Origin of the sequence: Halosaccharopolyspora lacisalsi (assembly GCF_014137975.1) — a bacterium.
GTDB classification, from domain to species: domain Bacteria; phylum Actinomycetota; class Actinomycetes; order Mycobacteriales; family Pseudonocardiaceae; genus Halosaccharopolyspora; species Halosaccharopolyspora lacisalsi.
The window spans coordinates 337,082-353,837 of record NZ_JACGWZ010000005.1; the positions used below are offsets into that span (position 1 = coordinate 337,082).

General features: G+C 69.8%; 13 protein-coding genes. 5 read left to right on the forward strand and 8 right to left on the reverse strand.

The annotated features are described in order from the left end of the window. Positions 1-5: 5 nt before the first annotated feature. Entirely contained in the window at positions 6-1,490 is a 1,485-nt protein-coding gene (locus tag FHX42_RS18255) for a GAF domain-containing protein (protein WP_182545616.1), read from the reverse strand. A gap of 167 nt (positions 1,491-1,657) precedes the next feature. Between FHX42_RS18255 and exaC the strand changes: the two genes are divergently transcribed. From exaC to FHX42_RS18280, 5 genes are all read left to right on the forward strand, one after another. Then, positions 1,658-3,181: an acetaldehyde dehydrogenase ExaC gene (gene exaC, locus FHX42_RS18260; protein WP_182545617.1), complete on the forward strand. Its 1,524-nt coding sequence runs from the start codon at positions 1,658-1,660 to the stop codon at positions 3,179-3,181. After that, positions 3,181-3,576, forward strand: a complete 396-nt coding sequence (locus FHX42_RS18265; RefSeq protein WP_182545618.1) for a DUF779 domain-containing protein — start codon at positions 3,181-3,183, stop codon at positions 3,574-3,576. Before exaC ends, FHX42_RS18265 begins: the two co-directional genes overlap by 1 nt. A gap of 126 nt (positions 3,577-3,702) precedes the next feature. After that, positions 3,703-4,845, forward strand: a complete 1,143-nt coding sequence (locus FHX42_RS18270) for a glutathione-independent formaldehyde dehydrogenase (protein ID WP_182545619.1) — start codon at positions 3,703-3,705, stop codon at positions 4,843-4,845. A gap of 16 nt (positions 4,846-4,861) precedes the next feature. Then, positions 4,862-5,992, forward strand: a complete 1,131-nt coding sequence (locus FHX42_RS18275) for a permease (RefSeq protein WP_182545620.1) — start codon at positions 4,862-4,864, stop codon at positions 5,990-5,992. Between the two features lie 173 nt (positions 5,993-6,165). After that, positions 6,166-7,002 carry an SDR family NAD(P)-dependent oxidoreductase gene (locus FHX42_RS18280; protein ID WP_220480522.1) on the forward strand — a complete coding sequence of 279 codons (837 nt, stop codon included), beginning with the start codon at positions 6,166-6,168 and terminating at the stop codon, positions 7,000-7,002. Between the two features lie 110 nt (positions 7,003-7,112). Here FHX42_RS18280 and FHX42_RS18285 read toward each other — a convergent pair whose 3' ends face one another. From FHX42_RS18285 to kdgD, 7 genes are all read right to left on the reverse strand, one after another. Next, entirely contained in the window at positions 7,113-8,273 is a 1,161-nt protein-coding gene (locus tag FHX42_RS18285; RefSeq protein WP_182545622.1) for an L-talarate/galactarate dehydratase, read from the reverse strand. Between the two features lie 25 nt (positions 8,274-8,298). After that, complete coding sequence (locus FHX42_RS18290) at positions 8,299-9,597, reverse strand: enolase C-terminal domain-like protein (protein WP_328796386.1); 1,299 nt, start codon at positions 9,595-9,597, stop codon at positions 8,299-8,301. Positions 9,598-9,757: 160 nt separating this feature from the next. Then, positions 9,758-10,921 (reverse strand): MFS transporter, encoded by a 1,164-nt coding sequence (locus FHX42_RS18295; RefSeq protein WP_182545623.1) that lies wholly within the window; start codon positions 10,919-10,921, stop codon positions 9,758-9,760. A gap of 100 nt (positions 10,922-11,021) precedes the next feature. After that, on the reverse strand, positions 11,022-12,362 hold the full coding sequence (locus FHX42_RS18300; RefSeq protein WP_182545624.1) for an MFS transporter: 1,341 nt from the start codon (positions 12,360-12,362) through the stop codon (positions 11,022-11,024). 302 nt (positions 12,363-12,664) lie between these two features. Beyond that, the gene (locus FHX42_RS18305; protein ID WP_182545625.1) at positions 12,665-14,020 is read right to left on the reverse strand and encodes an enolase C-terminal domain-like protein; all 1,356 of its coding nucleotides are present in this window, start codon (positions 14,018-14,020) and stop codon (positions 12,665-12,667) included. A 57-nt stretch (positions 14,021-14,077) separates the two neighbouring features. Then, complete coding sequence (locus tag FHX42_RS18310) at positions 14,078-15,676, reverse strand: aldehyde dehydrogenase (NADP(+)) (protein WP_328796389.1); 1,599 nt, start codon at positions 15,674-15,676, stop codon at positions 14,078-14,080. A 25-nt stretch (positions 15,677-15,701) separates the two neighbouring features. Then, the gene (gene kdgD / locus FHX42_RS18315; protein ID WP_182545626.1) at positions 15,702-16,643 is read right to left on the reverse strand and encodes a 5-dehydro-4-deoxyglucarate dehydratase; all 942 of its coding nucleotides are present in this window, start codon (positions 16,641-16,643) and stop codon (positions 15,702-15,704) included. Positions 16,644-16,756 lie beyond the last annotated feature (113 nt).

Below are 16,756 nucleotides of genomic sequence, written 5' to 3' on the forward strand. Positions count from 1 at the left end.
AGAGCTCAGGACTCGTCCTCGAGCAGTCGGTGGATGCGGGTCTCGACCGTGCTGCGCCGGGACGATCCGCCGGGCAGCAGCGTGCGCAGCCGTTCGAGGATCTCCAGGTCGTCCTGCCCGTGTCCGGTGCCGCAGTAGTTCCAGAGGTGCTCGGTGGTGCCGTGGTTGAGCAGCGCCTCGCGCACGGCGACGAGGAGCTCCTCGCGCTCCTGCCGGATCCTGGGGGACTCCGATCGGGGCAGCAGGAGCCCGTGGTGCTCGTCGAGCGCCGCGTTGACGTCGCCGGAGTGCAGCGCTTCGCGCAGTGCGCCGAAGTCGCTGGTCACATCGGCGGTGATCCGGTAGGGCCTGGTCCGCAGCACCTGGGGGTGCACGCAGTTGCGGAGGCGGTGGATCTCCGCCCGGACGGTCGTGGGATTGCCCTGCTCGCCGTGCAGCAGCAGCGTGAGCTGCTCGGCGGTGAGTCCCGCGGGATGCATGGCCAGCAACGCGAGGATCTCGGCATGGCGCAGGGTCAGTTCCTGCCGACGCCCGTCCACGGTCGCGGTGGGAACGCCGTCCTCGAGCAGGGAGAGGGCCAGCAGCGGACGCGGGGCGGGTTCGGGCGTCCGCTGTCGTGCGCGCAGCAGATACCCCTCGGGCAGTGGTTCGAGCTCGGCTTCGGTGCCGTCGTCCAGCAGGACGAACCCTTCGGCACCGTCGAGCGGGATCCGGCGGCCCGGAGTGAGCCACTGGCGGGGTTCGCAGCTGAGCACGCGCCCGCTGGAGCTCAGCAGCGCACCCGGCTGTCCTCCCAGGCGAGTCAGGTGGTGCTCGTTGCGTGTCCGCACGGCCTCGTCTTGTTGGCTGGTCAGCAGCCGTAGTTGGCTCTCGACGAGGCGCGCGCTCGTGGTGACGAGCGACAGCAGCGCCGGATGCATCGTGTGCAGCGGCCCGCTGATGTCCAGCGTGCCGAGGAGCCGTCCGGTGTCCGGGCAGTGAACGGGACTCGCCGCGCAGGTCCAGGAGTGGTAGGTGCGGACGAGGTGTTCGGCGGAGTGGATCTGTACCGGTGTTTCGGCGGCCAGCGCGGTGCCCATCGCGTTGGTACCGATGGATTCCTCGGCCCAGCTGGTCCCCTCCGTCAACCGGACCGCTTCGGCGTCGCGCTGAACCTGCGCCTTGCCCTCGCGCCAGAGGATGTGACCGTTCGCGTCGGTCAGGATCATGACCTGCGACGCCTCGTCGGCCTCGCCGAGCAGGGTTTCCCGGAGCATGGGCAGCATCGTGGCGAACGGGTGCGCGTTCCGGTGCTGCCGGAGATCGGCGCTCGGCAGGAACGACGCCGGTTCGTGACGGTCGGGGTCGACGTGCGCGCCCAGGGAACGGCGCCACGACTGCCACACGACCGGTCTGAGTTGGGCGGTCGCACCGTCGCCGCTGAGGACGGCGCTGTGCAGCCTTTTGAGTTCGCGGGCCCGTTCGAGGGGATCGTTGTCGACCGGAGTCATTCGAAAACGCCTCCTCGGTAATTGCGTCCGGCACGGACGTGGAACGGGTGATACAGGATTCGCCGAGCATATACGGAGTCGGCGATCACGTGTGCAACGTCACTGCAACGGGGTCCGATCTAGCTTGCCATCAGAGGTCAAACGGCGTCGATGGGAGACGAAACGCGATGACGACATACACGGCCCCCGGCACGCAGGGCTCGGTGATGGACTACCGGTCCCGCTACGACCACTTCATCGGCGGTGAGTACGTGGCACCGGCGAAGGGCGGGTACTTCCAGAACCCCACCCCGGTGACCGGGCAGACGTTCACGGAGGTCGCCCGGGGTACGTCCGACGACGTCGAGCGCGCGATCGACGCGGCGTGGGGAGCTGCGCCGACGTGGGGCAGGGCTTCCTACGAGGAGCGCTCAGGGGTGCTGCTGGCCATCGCCGACCGGATGGAGCGGAACCTGGAGAAGCTGGCGGTCGCCGAGAGCTGGGAGAACGGCAAGCCGGTCCGGGAGTGCCTGGCCGCCGACATCCCGCTGGCGATCGACCACTTCCGCTACTTCGCCGGTGCGCTGCGCGGCCAGGAAGGCGGCATCTCGCAGATCGACCAGAACACGGTCGCCTACCACTTCCAGGAGCCCCTCGGCGTGGTCGGTCAGATCATCCCGTGGAACTTCCCGATCCTGATGGCGACGTGGAAGCTGGCTCCGGCGCTGGCCGCGGGCAACGCGGTGGTGCTCAAGCCGGCCGAGCAGACCCCGGCGTCGATCCACGTGCTGCTGGAGACCATCGCCGACCTGCTACCCACGGGCGTGCTCAACGTGGTCAACGGGTTCGGCGTGGAGGTGGGCAAACCGCTGGCGTCGAACCCGCGCATCAACAAGGTGGCCTTCACCGGTGAGACCACGACCGGCAGGCTGATCCTGCAGTACGCCAGTGAGAACATCATCCCGGCCACGGTGGAGCTCGGCGGCAAGAGTCCGAACATCTTCTTCGACGACGTCGCCGCGAGCAGGGACGCCTTCTACGACAAGGCGCTGGAGGGCTTCACCATGTTCGCCCTGAACCAGGGCGAGGTGTGCACCTGCCCGTCGCGGGCGCTGATCCAGAGCGGCGTCTACGAGGACTTCCTCGCCGAAGGGGTGGAGCGCACCAAGTCGATCAAGCAGGGCAACCCCCTGGACACCGAGACCCAGCTCGGTGCGCAGGCCAGCAACGACCAGCTGGAGAAGATCCTGTCCTACATCGACATCGGCAAGCAGGAGGGAGCCAAGATCCTCACCGGTGGCGAGCGGGTGGAGATGGAGGGCGACCTCGCGGGTGGCTACTACGTGCAGCCCACCGTGTTCGCCGGCCACAACAAGCAGCGGATCTTCCAGGAGGAGATCTTCGGCCCGGTCGTGTCGGTGGCCTCCTTCGACGACTACGACGACGCCATGAAGATCGCCAACGACACGCTCTACGGGCTCGGTGCCGGTGTGTGGTCCCGGGACGGCAACACCGCCTACCGGGCGGGCCGCGACATCCAGGCCGGCCGGGTGTGGGTGAACAACTACCACTCGTACCCCGCGCACGCGGCCTTCGGCGGTTACAAGCAGTCGGGGATCGGCCGCGAGAACCACAAGATGATGCTGGATCACTACCAGCAGACGAAGAACCTGCTGGTCAGCTACTCCGACAGCGGTCCGGGGCTGTTCTGATGAACTCGGCCGAGTCGGCAGTGCCCGAGCGGGTGGCTGTCACCGCGGAGGCGGCGGAGCTGATCCGCCGCCTCCGCGAGGCGCACGGACCGCTCATGTTCCACCAGTCCGGCGGGTGCTGCGACGGCAGCGCCCCGATGTGCTACCCGGCCGGGGAGTTCCGCACCGGTGTCTCCGACGTGCACCTCGGCGACCTGATCATCGACGGGGTGCCCGAGCCGGTGGGGTTCTGGATGTCGGGACCGCAGTTCGAGTACTGGAGCCACACCCACCTGACCGTCGACGTGGTCGCGGGCAGGGGCAGCGGGTTCTCGCTGGAAGCACCGGAGGGGGTGCGGTTCCTCATCCGCTCCCGGCTGCTCACCGACGACGAACTCGACCGCCTCCGCGGGTGATCGCGGGGACTCGGCGTCGGTGCTCGTCGGCTCATCGGCGTCCACGTGGTTGGGGAGAGTGGTTTGGAGGGGGATCGCGCTGGGTAGGAAACGGGCCTACGGACCCGACCAGCCGGAGGCACCCGCATGCGCGCGCTCGTCTATCACTCCCCCTACCAGGTCGCGGTCGAGGAGGTCGAGGACCCTCGGATCGAGGCCCCCACCGACGCTGTGGTGCGGATCACGAGCACCGCGATCTGCGGATCGGACCTGCACATGTACGAGGGGCGCACGGACGCCGAGTCCGGTCTCGTGTTCGGTCACGAGAACATGGGCGTCGTCGAGGAAGTCGGGTCGGGCGTCACGAGCAGGCGACGTGGTGATCGGGTCGTCATGCCGTTCAACGTCGCGTGTGGGTACTGCAGGAACTGCCGGGCGGGCAAGACGGCCTTCTGCCTGACCGTGAACCCCGGTTTCGCCGGCGGCGCCTACGGCTACGTGTCGATGGGTCCCTACCCCGGTGGCCAGGCGGAGTACCTGCGGGTTCCCTTCGCCGACTTCAACTGCGTGCCCCTTCCCGAGGGCGACGAGCACGAGAGCGACTTCGCGTTGCTGGCCGACATCTTCCCCACCGGGTATCACGCCACCGAGCTCGCCGGTGTGCGTCCGGGTGAGACGGTCGCCGTCTACGGTGCCGGACCCGTCGGACTCATGGCCGCGTACTCGTCGCTGATCAAGGGCGCCAGCCGGGTGTTCGTGGTGGACAGGGTGGAGGACCGGTTGCGGCTGGCCGAGCAGATCGGGGCCACGCCGATCGACTTCACCGCGGGGGACCCCGCCGAGCGGATCAAGGACGCGCTGTCCGACGAAGGGGTGGACCGGGGCATCGACGCCGTCGGTTACCAGGCCACGGTCGCCACGGGCGAGGAACAACCGGCCGTCGTGCTCAACCAGCTCATCCGGACCGTGCGCCCCACCGGGTCCGTGGGTGCCGTGGGCCTGTACCTGCCGTCCGATCCGGGGGCGCCGACCGACAGCGCAGCGCAGGGGCTCCTGCAGGTCAACATCGGGAAGTTCTTCGAGAGGGGCCTGAGCATGGGAACCGGGCAGGCCGACGCCAAGGCCTACGCCCACCAGCTGCGCGACCTGATCGTCGCCGGTCGCGCGACCCCGAGTTTCGTGGTCTCCCAGCGACTGCCGCTGGCCGACGCACCCGATGCCTACGCCAAGTTCGACAACCGCGAACCCGGCTACTCCAAGGTGCTGCTGCAGCCGGGGGCGAGGACGTAGTCCGTGCGGACCCCCGGTGGGAAAGAGTTCGCACGACGACGGTCCGAGCGCGGCGGTGGGAAACGTGGTGGTCCAGGACGAGCGGGAGTCCCGGCCGGTCGCCGGGAGTTCGGGGGCGCGGACGGTCGTCGTGGCCGCCGTGGTGTTCGCCGCCGTGGCCGTCGCCGCTCTGACGTGGGCGAAGTGGTGGCCTTACGCCGGCAAGATCGCTCATGCGCTGACCACTCGTTCTTTCGAGGGGACCTCCGCGCTCACCGGTGGCGCTCGGCTGCCGCCAGCGCCGTCGTGGCACGCCGCCTGGAGCTTCACCGCCACCTACTTCCGATCCGTGTGGCCCGCTCTGGTCGCCGCCCTCCTCATCGCCGCCGCGATCGAGGCGCTCGTCCCGCGCGGGTGGCTGGCTCGCCAGTTCGCCAGGGGTCCTCGGCGGCTCGGGGGATCGGCGGCCGGTGGGCTGGTGTCGTTGCCCTCGATGATGTGCACGTGCTGCACCGCACCGATCACGAGCACTCTGCGCCGCAGAGGAGCGCCGCCCGCTTCCGCCCTCGCGTACTGGATCGGCAATCCCACGCTCAACCCCGCGGTGCTGGTGTTCCTGGCCGTCGCGCTGCCCTGGCAGTGGTTCGGGGTCCGCGTCGTCGGCGGGGTACTGCTGGTCTTCGGCGTCACCGCGCTGGTCGCTCGGCTGGAGGACGGGCGGTCCGTGCGGTCGCCGGAGTTCGAACGTGCTCCGGCTGAGGAGTCGCTGAGCCCGTCCGCGGCAGTCCGGCGGTTCGGCACCGCCCTGGGGCGGATGCTGCTGATCCTGGTACCGGAGTACGCGGTGGTCGTGCTGCTGGTCGGTGCCGTCCGCGGGTGGCTCTTCCCGCTGGAGACCGGTCCGGTTCCGCTTGCGGTCGTACTCTTCGCCCTCGCCGGTTCGCTGTTCGTCGTCCCCACCGCCGGTGAGATCCCGATCATCCACGGGCTGCTGGCACTGGGGATCGGTGCCGCCCCGGTCGGAGCCCTGCTGATCACCCTGCCTGCGCTGAGCCTGCCGTCGCTGCTGATGGTCGGCCGTTCCTTCTCCCCGCGCACGCTGGTCGCGGTGTTCGCCGCGGTGGTGGCTCTCGGAGTCGCTTCCGGAACGGTACTGGTCACCCTCTGAACCCGGCCGATGTGGACGGGGCCTCGGTTCGCCCTCGCCTTGTCCGCTTCCGCCGCCACGAAGTGGGGGTGTTTTCCGCGTGGGCGGGGAGTCCTCGGATGGGTCGTCCGCGCTGCCGTCCGGGGGCGGATATCGTGGTCGAGCGGGAGTCGACACGGACCGGGGGAGACACAGTGGACATTGAGCAGCACCGGACGGAAAGCGGGGTCGCGGTCATCACCGGGGCGTCCTCCGGGATCGGGGCCGTGTTCGCCAGGCGGCTCGCCGAGCGGGGCCACGGTCTGGTGCTCGTCGCCCGCCGCGAGCAGCGACTGGAGGACCTAGCGCGGGACCTGCGCCCGGTCGCGCCCTCGGTGGAGACGATCGTCGCCGATCTCGCCGACAACGCCGACCGCGCACGGGTCCTCGACCGCGTTCAGCGGCAGGACGTCGCCGTCCTCGTCAACAACGCCGGCATCAACGGCTACGGTCCCTTCGACCAGATCGACCCCGAGCTGCTGGCCAAGGTCGTCGAGCTCAACGTGACGACTCCGACCCTGCTGGCCCGCGCGGCCCTGCCGGGGATGCTCACGCGGCAGCGCGGCGCGATCATCAACGTCGCCTCGCTGCTGGCCTTCGCCGGAGCGCTGCCGCCCGACCCGCTGCCCCACCGCAGCACCTACGCGGGCACCAAGGGCCACGTGGTGACCTTCAGCCGCACCCTGGCGGCCGAACTCGCCGACACCCCCGTCCGGGTGCAGGCCCTGTGCCCCGGCCTCACCGCCACCGAGTTCCACCTGACCCGAGGTGAGGAGCCGGTGACCGGCGAGCGGGAGCGCACCCACGCCGAGGGCGGCATGTCCGCCGAGGACGTCGTCACCGCCTCACTGGTCGCGCTGGACAACGACGAGGTCCTCTGCGCACCGGGACTCGAGGACCCGCACGCCGTGGACCGGCTGAGCGAGGCGGAGTCCGAACTGCGCCACGCCAGCGTCCCCGATCTCGCGGCTCGCTACCGCGCTCCGCGCTGAACCGGCACGGAAGGTCACCACACGTCCTGACCGACCGCGTTGCACGGATCCCGGAACCGGTGACGGGTGGGATCCCGGCACCGGCGCGGACGTGGTCCTGCGAGGACTCCTCACGCGGGGCGGTGCCGCACCGTCGTTTCCTCCGTGGTCCAGGACCGGCACTGGTCGCTGAGGGAGAGCCCGAGACCGGGGCGGTTCGGAACGATCATGCGGCCCTCCCGGAGTTCGAGGCGTTCGTTGAACAGCGGTTCGAGCCACTCGAAGTGCTCGACCCAGGTGGTGCGCGGGTAGGTCGCGGCCAGGTGCAGGTGGATCTCCATGGCGAAGTGCGGTGCCATGCTGAGGTGGTGCCGGTCGGCGAGCGCGGCGATCCGCAGGAACGGTGTGATGCCGCCGACGCGCGGCGCGTCCGGCTGCACGAAGTCGCAGGCTCCGGCGTGGACGAGACTCTCGTGCTCGGAGAAGCTGGTGAGCATCTCGCCGGTGGCCACCGGAGTGTCGAGTTTCGCGGCGAGCGCGGCGTGCCCCTCGGTGTCGTAGGCGTCGAGGGGCTCTTCGATCCAGGTGAGGTCGAAGCGTTCGAGCGAGCGGCCGATGCGCTGCGCGGTGGCGTGGTCCCACTGCTGGTTGGCGTCGACCATGAGCGGCACGTGATCGCCGAGGTGTTCGCGCACCGCTTCGACTCGCCGGATGTCGGCCGTCGTGTCCGGGTTGCCGACCTTGATCTTGACCCCGCCGATGCCGCGTTCGAGACAACGCTGGGTGTTGTCCAGCATCTCTTCGACGGGGGTGGACAGGAATCCCCCCGAGGTGTTGTAGCAGCTGACCGAGTCGCGGTGGGCACCGAGCAGTTTGGCCAGCGGTAACCGGGCGCGACGTGCCTTGAGGTCCCACAGGGCGATGTCGACGGCCGCGATGGCCTGGGTGGCCAGACCGCTGCGCCCGACCGAGGCGCCTGCCCACGCGAGCTTGCGCCAGAGGCGGTCGATGTCGTTGGGGTCCTCGCCGATCAGCTCGGGGGCGATTTCGGCGGCGTGGGCGTACAGCGCGGGGCCGCCGGCGCGCTTGGAGTAGCTGAACCCCAGACCCTCGTGGCCGCTTTCGGTGCTGATCTCGGCGAAGAGCAGGGCGACCTCGGTGAGTGGTTTCTGGCGGCCGGTGAGGACCTTGGCATCGCTGATCGGTGCGTGCAGCGGCAGCCGCACCAGGGACAGACGTACTCGGGCGATCCTGTCACTGGTGGCCGTGGTGACGGGTTCGGTGGTGGTCATGCTTTCTCTCCTTCGACGGGGACGCTCACCAGCGGGGAATCGGTGGCATGGTCCATTCGGGGTCGGACGCTCGCATCGCGGCGATGTCGTCCCTGGCGCGGACGTCGCTGCGCACCCAGCGGTCGTGGAGGCGAGCGAGTGCCTCGCGGTCGAGCTCGACACCGAGCCCGGGAGCGTCCGGCACGGTGATCGCACCGCCGTCGAAGCGGTGCGGTCGCGTGATCACGTCCTCGGTCTGCCAGGGCCGGTGCGTGTCGCAGGCGTGGAGGTTTCCGCGTACGCAGGCGGCGGCGTGGGTCATCGCGGCGAGGCTGATGCCGAGGTGGGTGTTGGAGTGCATCGACAGCCCGACGCCGTGGGTGCGGCAGGTGGCGGCCAGCTGCTGCGTGGCTCGCAGGCCGCCCCAGAAGTGGTGGTCGCAGAGCACGACCTGGACGGCTTCGGTGGCGAACGCGCCGGGGATCTCCTCCGGCGTGGTCACGCACATGTTGGTGGCGAGGGTGACGTCCGTGCGGCGGTGCACCTCGGCCATGCCCTCGGCCCCGGTGCAGGGGTCCTCGAGGTACTCCACGACGTCGCGCAGTCTCTCGGCGACCCCGGTGCCGGTGTCGACCGACCAGGCGCCGTTGGGATCGAGCCGCACGGGCAGTTCCGGGAAGGCCTGGTGCAGGGCTTCGACGGCCGCGATCTCCTCCTCGGGCGGGAACACGCCGCCCTTGAGCTTCAGCGAGCGGAATCCGTACTCGCGCACCATGCGCTCGGCCTGCCGGACCACGCCTTCCGGATCCAGTGCCGCTTCCCAGTCGTCGGACGGGGTGTGGGCGACCGGATGTTGGTCCCAGCGGTAGAACAGGTAGGCCGCGTAGTCGACGCGGTCGCGGACCTTGCCGCCGAGCAGGGCGTGCACGGGCAGCCCCGCGGTGCGGCCGAGTGCGTCGAGCAGCGCCACCTCGAAGGCCGAGACCACGATCGCGTGCAGCTTGCTCAGGTTCTGGCGCCCGAACATCCCCTTGTCCGGTCGCTCGGCGAGGAGCCCGGCGTCGACGGTGTCGGGCCGCAGGACCTCGGCGGCCACGTCCCACAGCCGGTTGACCTCGGTGAGGCCGTGGCCGGGAAGATGCTCGGCGAACGACCGCAGCGCTGTGAGGCATCCCCGGTCGCCGTACGTTTCCCCGACTCCGACGGTTCCGTCCTCGGTGACGACTTCGACGACCGAGCGAGTGGCGTAGGGCTGGTGCACTCCCTGGAGGTTCAGCAGCGGGGGGTCGCTCAGCAGGATCGGGGTCACCCGCGCTTCGGTGATCCGCATTGTTCGTTCGCTCATCGAAACGTTCTCCCGTGATGAAGTTCGCCGTTTCCGGCGCAGTTCTCGTCGTGCCGAATCGCGACCACGGATCCCGTTCGATTGCTTCGACGTTCCGTGCGGATCCGGTCATCGTGATCTCGGTGTTCTTTTTTCGTCGGACTCGGGTGCGAGTGCGGCTTCATGATGTCGCCCCGAGCATGTGGCGGCCCGCGAGAACGGTCCCGACCGCGACCAGCAGGGCACCACCGGCGGCCAACCACGCCGCCGAGTAACCGGCCGTGGTCGCCAGCAGGCCGAATCCCAACGGTCCCAGGCACGAGCCCGCGCTGGCTCCCGCCTGGGTGGTCCCGGTCGCGCGACCGGGACGGCTCGGATGGGTGGACACGATCGCGTAGCTGAACAGCCCGCCCCATCCCGAACCGAGGCCGTAACCGAGGACGACGGCCGCACCGAACGTCCAGGGGAGGCCGGTGGCCAGCAGCACCATGCCGAGTGCTCCCGCCGCGCTCATCGCGGCCACGGTCACCAGTCCGCTGCCGCTTCGTCGGTCGGCGAGGACGCCGGCGACCACCCGGACGCCCATGCTGGCCAGCGATCCGGTCATGGCCAGCAGCCCCGCGGTCAGGGGCGAGTGGCCCTCCCCGACCGCCGCCAGGACGAAGAAGGCTCCCAGGGCGTTCGACCCGGCGGAGGCCAGGCCCCATCCCACCGCGAGCACGACGAGCGGCAGCTGGAACGGCGGGCCCGCCCCGCGGGGCTGCCGATCCGGTGTGACGGCTGCCGGAGCGGAGGGCACGGCCGAAGGGACTCGGACGACCACCGCGATCGCCAGCACGGCGGCCGAAGCGGTCACGTACACGGCCTCCCACCCGGTCACCCGGGTCGCCACCGGAAGGGACAGGCCCCCGATCAGCATGGCCGCCGGGATGGCCGACTGCTTGATGCCGAAGGCCGTTCCCTGGCGACGCGGTGGAACCAGTCGACCGAGGTAGCGGTTGGCGGCGGGTTGGATGGCACCGTTGGCCACTCCGGCACAACCGAGCACGGCCACCAGACCGATCCAACCGCGTACGGCGAGCCCGATCCACATCAGACAGAGCGCGGCCAGGACCAGCGCCGCGCGCATGGCGCGCACGCTGCCCATCCGGTCGACGAGGTGGCCGCACAGCGGCGCGGCGATGCTGCTGAAGGCGAAGAAGACCGCCACGGCCACGCCCAGCCGCGCCGCTGTCAGTCCGAGATCACGCTGGAGCAGCGGAGCCAGCGCGGAGGTGACGAAGACCGTGACCAGACCACCGCTGGTGGCCAGGACCGCGTGTGCCGAAGCTCGGAATGAGCTCATGCCGGCGCGGGTGCGGCTGTCCGTACCGGGCCCACTGGTCACCACGCGTCATCTCCGCTCTTCTTCGCGTTCTCGGGTTGGTCACCGGGGCCGACGTGGATCAACCCGCCGTGACGGTCGGCTCCGCTTCGGAGGGAAGGGGTTCCACCTTGACCACGAAGGCGTAGACGGCTGCCCCCGCCAGGCACAGCACTCCCATCGCCACCAGGGGCACGACGAAGGAGCCCGTCGCCGCCCAGAGAAAGCCGATGACGATCGGGCTCAGCAGCCCGCCGATCTGGGAACCGGTGTTCTGGATCGCGAAGATGGAGGAGACGTTGCCCGGGCCGGGGGCGACGTCGATGGGAAGGCTGAAGATCGCGGCCGAGGCGAAGGAGGCGCTGGCGAACGAGACCGAGAGCAGCACCAGCGCCGTGGCCGCGTCCGGTGCGAAGACCGCGAACGCGACCGTGCCGGAACCGAGGGTGCCGATGAGGATCGGGATCTTGCGGGCCAGGCTCAGCGGAGTTCCACGCCGCACGAGGTGGTCGGAGAACCAGCCACCGGCGAAGTTGCCGAGAATCGCCACCAGGCCGGGGATGGCACCGTACTTGGCCATGTCCATCGTGGAGAAACCCTGCTCCTGGACGAGATAGGTCGGGTACCAGGTGATGAAGAAGTAATTCAGGAAGTTGCGGCAGATGTAGCCGAAGAACATTCCCCAGATCGTGCCGTGCCGGAACAGGTGCGCCCACGGCAGTGATCGCTCCTGTGGCTCCGACTCCGCCTCGTCCCCGCCGTTGGTGGCTATGTGGTCCACTTCGGCCTGCGAGGTCCACCGCTGCTCGGATGGACTGCGGTAGATCCACAACCACGCGGCGGCCCAGACGAATCCCAGTGCGCCGGTGGCGACGAACGCCCCGCGCCAGCCGACGGCGACGATGATCAGCGAGACGAGCGGAACGGCGATCGCGGCCCCGGCCTCACTGCCCGCGCCGTATATCCCGGAGGCGATCGCCCTCTCCCGCTTGGGGAACCACTCCGAGACGGCTTTGGCGCTGCTGGGCATGACCGGTGCCTCCCCGATTCCCAGCAGCAGTCGCAGGCCGAACAGGGTTCCCACACCGCGGACGAGTGCCACGGCCGCGGTGCAAGCGGACCACCACACCACGGCGGCGGCGTACGCGGTTCGCGGTCCGAGCTTGTCGGCGATCCATCCGGCCGGGAGCTGGAAGACGGCGTAGGTCCAGGCCCACGCGCCGAGCAGCACGCTCTGCATCCAGGGGCCGATGCCGAATTCCTTCCCGATCGTGGGCATGGCCACGGACAGGTTGGCGCGGTCGATGAACGCGATGATCAGTCCGACCCCGAGGAGGCCGGCGATCAGCCACCGCACTTTCGTCCTGCGCGGGGATGTTCTGGCCGGGTCGTTGCTCGCGACCTCGGTGATTTGTTCGTGCATCGGATCTCCTGGTGGATGTCCAAAAGCCAAATGGTCGTGTGCTCACCCTGATGCGCTTTTTCGATCGGATGTGTGAACCACTACCGGTGAATAGTGCGACAGCGTAGAGGGTGGTAGATGCGTTGGCAAGGATGCGGAGTGTTTTGTCTTTTCGCCGTGTTCTCGGTGTCGGGACACCGATTTCGGCCGCTGTCGGTACGTGATCCCGCCGTGCGGGTGAATAGCCGTTTACGACACTTTTCTCGAGTGCGAGAAAAGCGCTGGTAATCCTTCCGGGCCCCGCCCCCGCAGGCGGGGCCGCGTCAGTTCCTGTCGAGGGCGGGGCGTTTGCTGTCGAACGACCACCCCGGTACCAGGTACCGCATGGCCGTGGCGTCGTCGCGGTCCCCGAGGCCCTCGGAGCGGTAGAGTTCGTGGGCCTGCTCGACCTGTCGCATGTCCAGCTCCACACCGAGCCCCGGTGCCGCCGGAACCGTGATGCCGCCGTCGACGATGGACAGCGGTCCCCGCGTGAGCCGCTGCCCGTCCTGCCAGATCCAGTGGGTGTCGATCGCCGTGATGCTTCCCGGGGCGGCGGCCGCGACGTGGGTGAACATCGCCAGCGACACGTCGAAGTGGTTGTTGGAGTGCGATCCCCAGGTCAGTCCCCACGCGTCGCAGAGCTGGGCCACCCGCACCGATCCGCTCATCGTCCAGAAGTGGGGATCGGCCAGCGGGATGTCGACGGAATCGGTGCGGATCGCGTGGCCGAGCTGCCTCCAGTCCGTGGCGACCATGTTGGTGGCCGTGGGCAGCCCCGTGGCCCGCTTGAACTCCGCCATCGTCTCCCGCCCCGAGTACCCGTGCTCGGGGCCGCACGGGTCCTCGGCGTAGGCCAGCGTGCCGCGCAACCCCCGGCACAGCGCGATCGCCTCGGCCAGCGGCCAGCCCCCGTTGGGGTCCAGGGTGATCCGGGCGTCGGGGAACCGCTCCGCCAGCGCCGTGACCACCTCGATCTCCTCGGTTCCGGGCAGCACACCACCCTTGAGCTTGAAGTCGCGGAAGCCGTAGCGGTCCCGGGCGGCCTCGGCCAGGCGTACGACGGCCTCCGGAGTCAACGCCTCCTCGTGACGCAGCCGCATCCAGGCGTCGGCGTCGGTGGTCTCGTCGGCGCCCGAACGGTAGGCGAGATCGGTGCGCTCGCGGTCGCCGACGAAGAACAGGTAACCCAGCGTCGGCACGGTGTCCCGCTGCCTGCCGTCGCCGAGCAGTTCGGCCACCGGTACGCCGAGGTGCTTGCCCAGCAGGTCCAGCATCGCGGCCTCCACCGCGGTCACCGCGTGGACGGTGACCCGCAGGTCGAAGGTCTGCGCGCCGCGTCCGCCGGAGTCGCGGCCGCCGAAACCGCCGCGCAGGGTGTTGAGCACCGACCGGTACTCCCCGAGGGAGCGGCCCGTCACCAGCTCTGCGGCCTCGACGAGGGTGGCCCGGATCGCCTCCCCGCCGGGGACCTCGCCGACCCCGGTGTTTCCGGACGAGTCGGTGAGGATCACCAGGTTGCGGGTGAAGAAGGGACCGTGGGCCCCGCTGAGGTTCAGCAGCATGCTGTCGTGCCCGGCCACCGGTACCACCCGCATGTGGGTGACCACGGGACACTGCTGAACGGTTGCGCTGGTCATGCTGACGTCCTCGCATCGGGTCGCTCGGCGAACGGTGCTCTTCGGGAAAAGGGATGTTCAGTGCTCGCCGAGTGCTCCGTCGACCCTGCGCCAGAGCTTGTCGGGGTTGCCGTCCGCGACGGCGCTGGGCAGGAGAGCGGCGGGGACGTCCTGATAGGCGACCGGACGCAGGAAGCGCTCGATGGCCAGGGTTCCGACGGAGGTCGTCTTCGAGTCCGATGTGGCGGGATGGGGACCGCCGTGCACCATGGCGTGTCCGACCTCGACACCGGTGGGCCAGCCGTTGAACAGCAGGCGACCGGCGCGCGGTTCCAGCGCGTGCACGAGCTGCCCCGCCTCGTCGTGATCGCGTTCGGTGGCGTGCACGGTCGCCGTCAGTTGCCCTTCGAGCGCTTCGACGACGGCTCGGAGCTGCGCGGCGTCCCGGCAGCGGACCACGAGGCCGCACGCGCCGAACACCTCCTGCTGCAGCGCCGCATCGTCGACGAAGCTGTCGGCGTCGGTGGCCAGCAGTGCCGCTCGACAGGCGTTCGGCAGTTCGGTTTCCGGTCCGCGAGCGAGCACGCTCACCTCCTCGCGCGCGGCCAGCGCCGCCACTCCGTCGTCGTAGGCGCGGGCGATGGCCGGGGTGAGCATGGTGGTGGGCTCGGTCTCACCGATCGCGGCCGCCGAAGCGTCCAGGAACGTCCGCAGCTCCGGCCCGTCCACGGCGACCACCAGACCGGGATTGGTGCAGAACTGCCCGGACCCCAACGTCAGCGAACCGACGAATCGCGTCGCGAGCTGCGCACCGCCCCCGGCGAGCGCGTCGGGCAGCAAGAACACCGGGTTGATGCTGCTCATCTCCGCGTACACCGGAATCGGGTGCGTCCGCCCGGTTGCGGCGTTCGTCAGTGCCGTCCCCGCCGACCGGGATCCGGTGAACCCGACCGCCCGGATGCGCGGATCGGTGACCAACGCCGTGCCCAGACCGGGTCCGGAGCCGAACAGCATCGAGAACGTGCCCTCCGGCAGACCGCACGAGGCCACGGCGGCCGTGACGGCCCTGCCGACCAGTTCGGAAGTCCCCGGGTGGGCGTCGTGGGCCTTGACCACCACCGGACACCCCGCAGCGAGCGCCGAGGCGGTGTCCCCACCGGCGACCGAGAACGCGAGCGGGAAGTTGCTGGCCCCGAACACCGCGACCGGTCCGATTCCGATCCTGCGTTGCCGAATGTCGGCTCGCGGCTGCGGGGTCCGCTGCGCGGGGTCGATGCGGGCACCGGCCCAGCTTCCCTCCCGCGCCACTTCCGCGAACAGTCGCAACTGGCCGGTCGTGCGGGCGCGCTCGCCGGTCACCCGCGTCCGGGGTAGCCCGGATTCGGCGTGCACCTGTTCGACGAGGGCATCACCCAGCGCCTCGATGTTGTCCGCGATCGTCTCCAGCAGCACCGCTCGCTGTTCACCGGTGCTCGTGCGGTACTCGGCGAAGGCGTTTTCTGCGGCCGCGCAGGCCCTTTCGACCTCGGCCGCTCCGCCGTGTCCGAAGGCGGGACCGAACGCGGACCCGGTGCTCGGATCCACCGCGCGTACCCGCTCACCCCCGCCGAACACCGCGGTCCCTGCGATCGTCATGTGGCCGGTCGGTTCGGCCGTCGCTGCCGTGCTGGTTGCCACGGGATATCTCCTCGCTCGTGTCGGTTCAGCGTGCTGCTGGGGCGGCGCCCGAGTTGGGAAGGTTCTCGATGAGGCCGGTGAGCACGTCCAGTTCGTGCTCGTCGAGGTCGACCAGCGGGCTGCGCACCGGTCCGGCCGGATGGCCGACGGCCTTCATCCCCGCCTTGACGATGCTCACCGCGTAACCGGCACGACGATCACGGATGTCGCAGTAGGGCAGCACGAAATCGTCGAGACACCGCTGCACCGTCTCGTGGTCGCGCTGCCGCACCGCGGCGTAGAAGTCCAACGCGAACTGCGGGGCGAAGTTGTACATCGCCGAGGAGTAGGTGGTCACGCCCATTTCCATGTACGGCAGTGCGAAGGTCTCGGCGGTGGGCAGGCCGCCGACGTAGGTGAGCCGGTCGCCGAGACGGGACCGGATGCGGGTCATCGTCTCGACGTTGCCCACACCGTCCTTGAACCCGACCAGGTTCGGGCAGTCCTCGGCCAGCGCGGCGACCGTGGTGTCGGTGTACACGGCGTTGGCCCTGCCGTAGATGATCACGCCCAGGTTCGTGGCGGCGCACACCGCTCTCACGTGGGCGGCGAGCCCTTCCTGGCCGGCCTCGGTGAGGTAGGGGGGGAGCAGCAACAATCCCTGCGCGCCGGCGCGCTCGGCGGAGCGGGCCATCTCGACGGCGATGGCGGTGCCGTATCCGGCGGGGGCGATCACGGGGACGGATTCCGAGGACTCCGCCACGGCGGCGGTGACCACCGTCTCCACTTCGGCGGGGGTGAGCGAGAAGAACTCGCCGGTGCCCCCGGCGGCGAACAGCCCGCCCGGACCGTACTGACACAGCCGGCCGATGTTCTCCCGGTAGGCGGCCTCGTCGAAGGAGTGGTCGTCACGGAAGTGGGTGACCGGAAAGGACAGCAGCCCGGAACTCAACTGCTTGGCGACTTCCTGGGGGGAGGGACGGGACATCGACGAGGACTCCTTGCGCGTCTCGGATCACCGACGGACATACCGGCGGCGCGGAACGTCCGGTGCGCGGGTACCGCTGCGGAACGCTTTCGGTGTGCCCGGGGTCACCGGCG

What these genes read in the sequence shown, in the direction of transcription:
- FHX42_RS18255 (WP_182545616.1), bottom strand. Translation starts at nt 1,490, where the DNA reads ATGACTCCGGTCGACAACGATCCCCTCGAACGGGCCCGCGAACTCAAA.
- exaC (WP_182545617.1), top strand. Translation starts at nt 1,658, where the DNA reads ATGACGACATACACGGCCCCCGGCACGCAGGGCTCGGTGATGGACTAC.
- FHX42_RS18265 (WP_182545618.1), top strand. Translation starts at nt 3,181, where the DNA reads ATGAACTCGGCCGAGTCGGCAGTGCCCGAGCGGGTGGCTGTCACCGCG.
- FHX42_RS18270 (WP_182545619.1), top strand. Translation starts at nt 3,703, where the DNA reads ATGCGCGCGCTCGTCTATCACTCCCCCTACCAGGTCGCGGTCGAGGAG.
- FHX42_RS18285 (WP_182545622.1), bottom strand. Translation starts at nt 8,273, where the DNA reads ATGACCACCACCGAACCCGTCACCACGGCCACCAGTGACAGGATCGCC.
- FHX42_RS18290 (WP_328796386.1), bottom strand. Translation starts at nt 9,597, where the DNA reads ATGAGCGAACGAACAATGCGGATCACCGAAGCGCGGGTGACCCCGATC.
- FHX42_RS18295 (WP_182545623.1), bottom strand. Translation starts at nt 10,921, where the DNA reads ATGAGCTCATTCCGAGCTTCGGCACACGCGGTCCTGGCCACCAGCGGT.
- FHX42_RS18300 (WP_182545624.1), bottom strand. Translation starts at nt 12,362, where the DNA reads ATGCACGAACAAATCACCGAGGTCGCGAGCAACGACCCGGCCAGAACA.
- FHX42_RS18305 (WP_182545625.1), bottom strand. Translation starts at nt 14,020, where the DNA reads ATGACCAGCGCAACCGTTCAGCAGTGTCCCGTGGTCACCCACATGCGG.
- kdgD (WP_182545626.1), bottom strand. Translation starts at nt 16,643, where the DNA reads ATGTCCCGTCCCTCCCCCCAGGAAGTCGCCAAGCAGTTGAGTTCCGGG.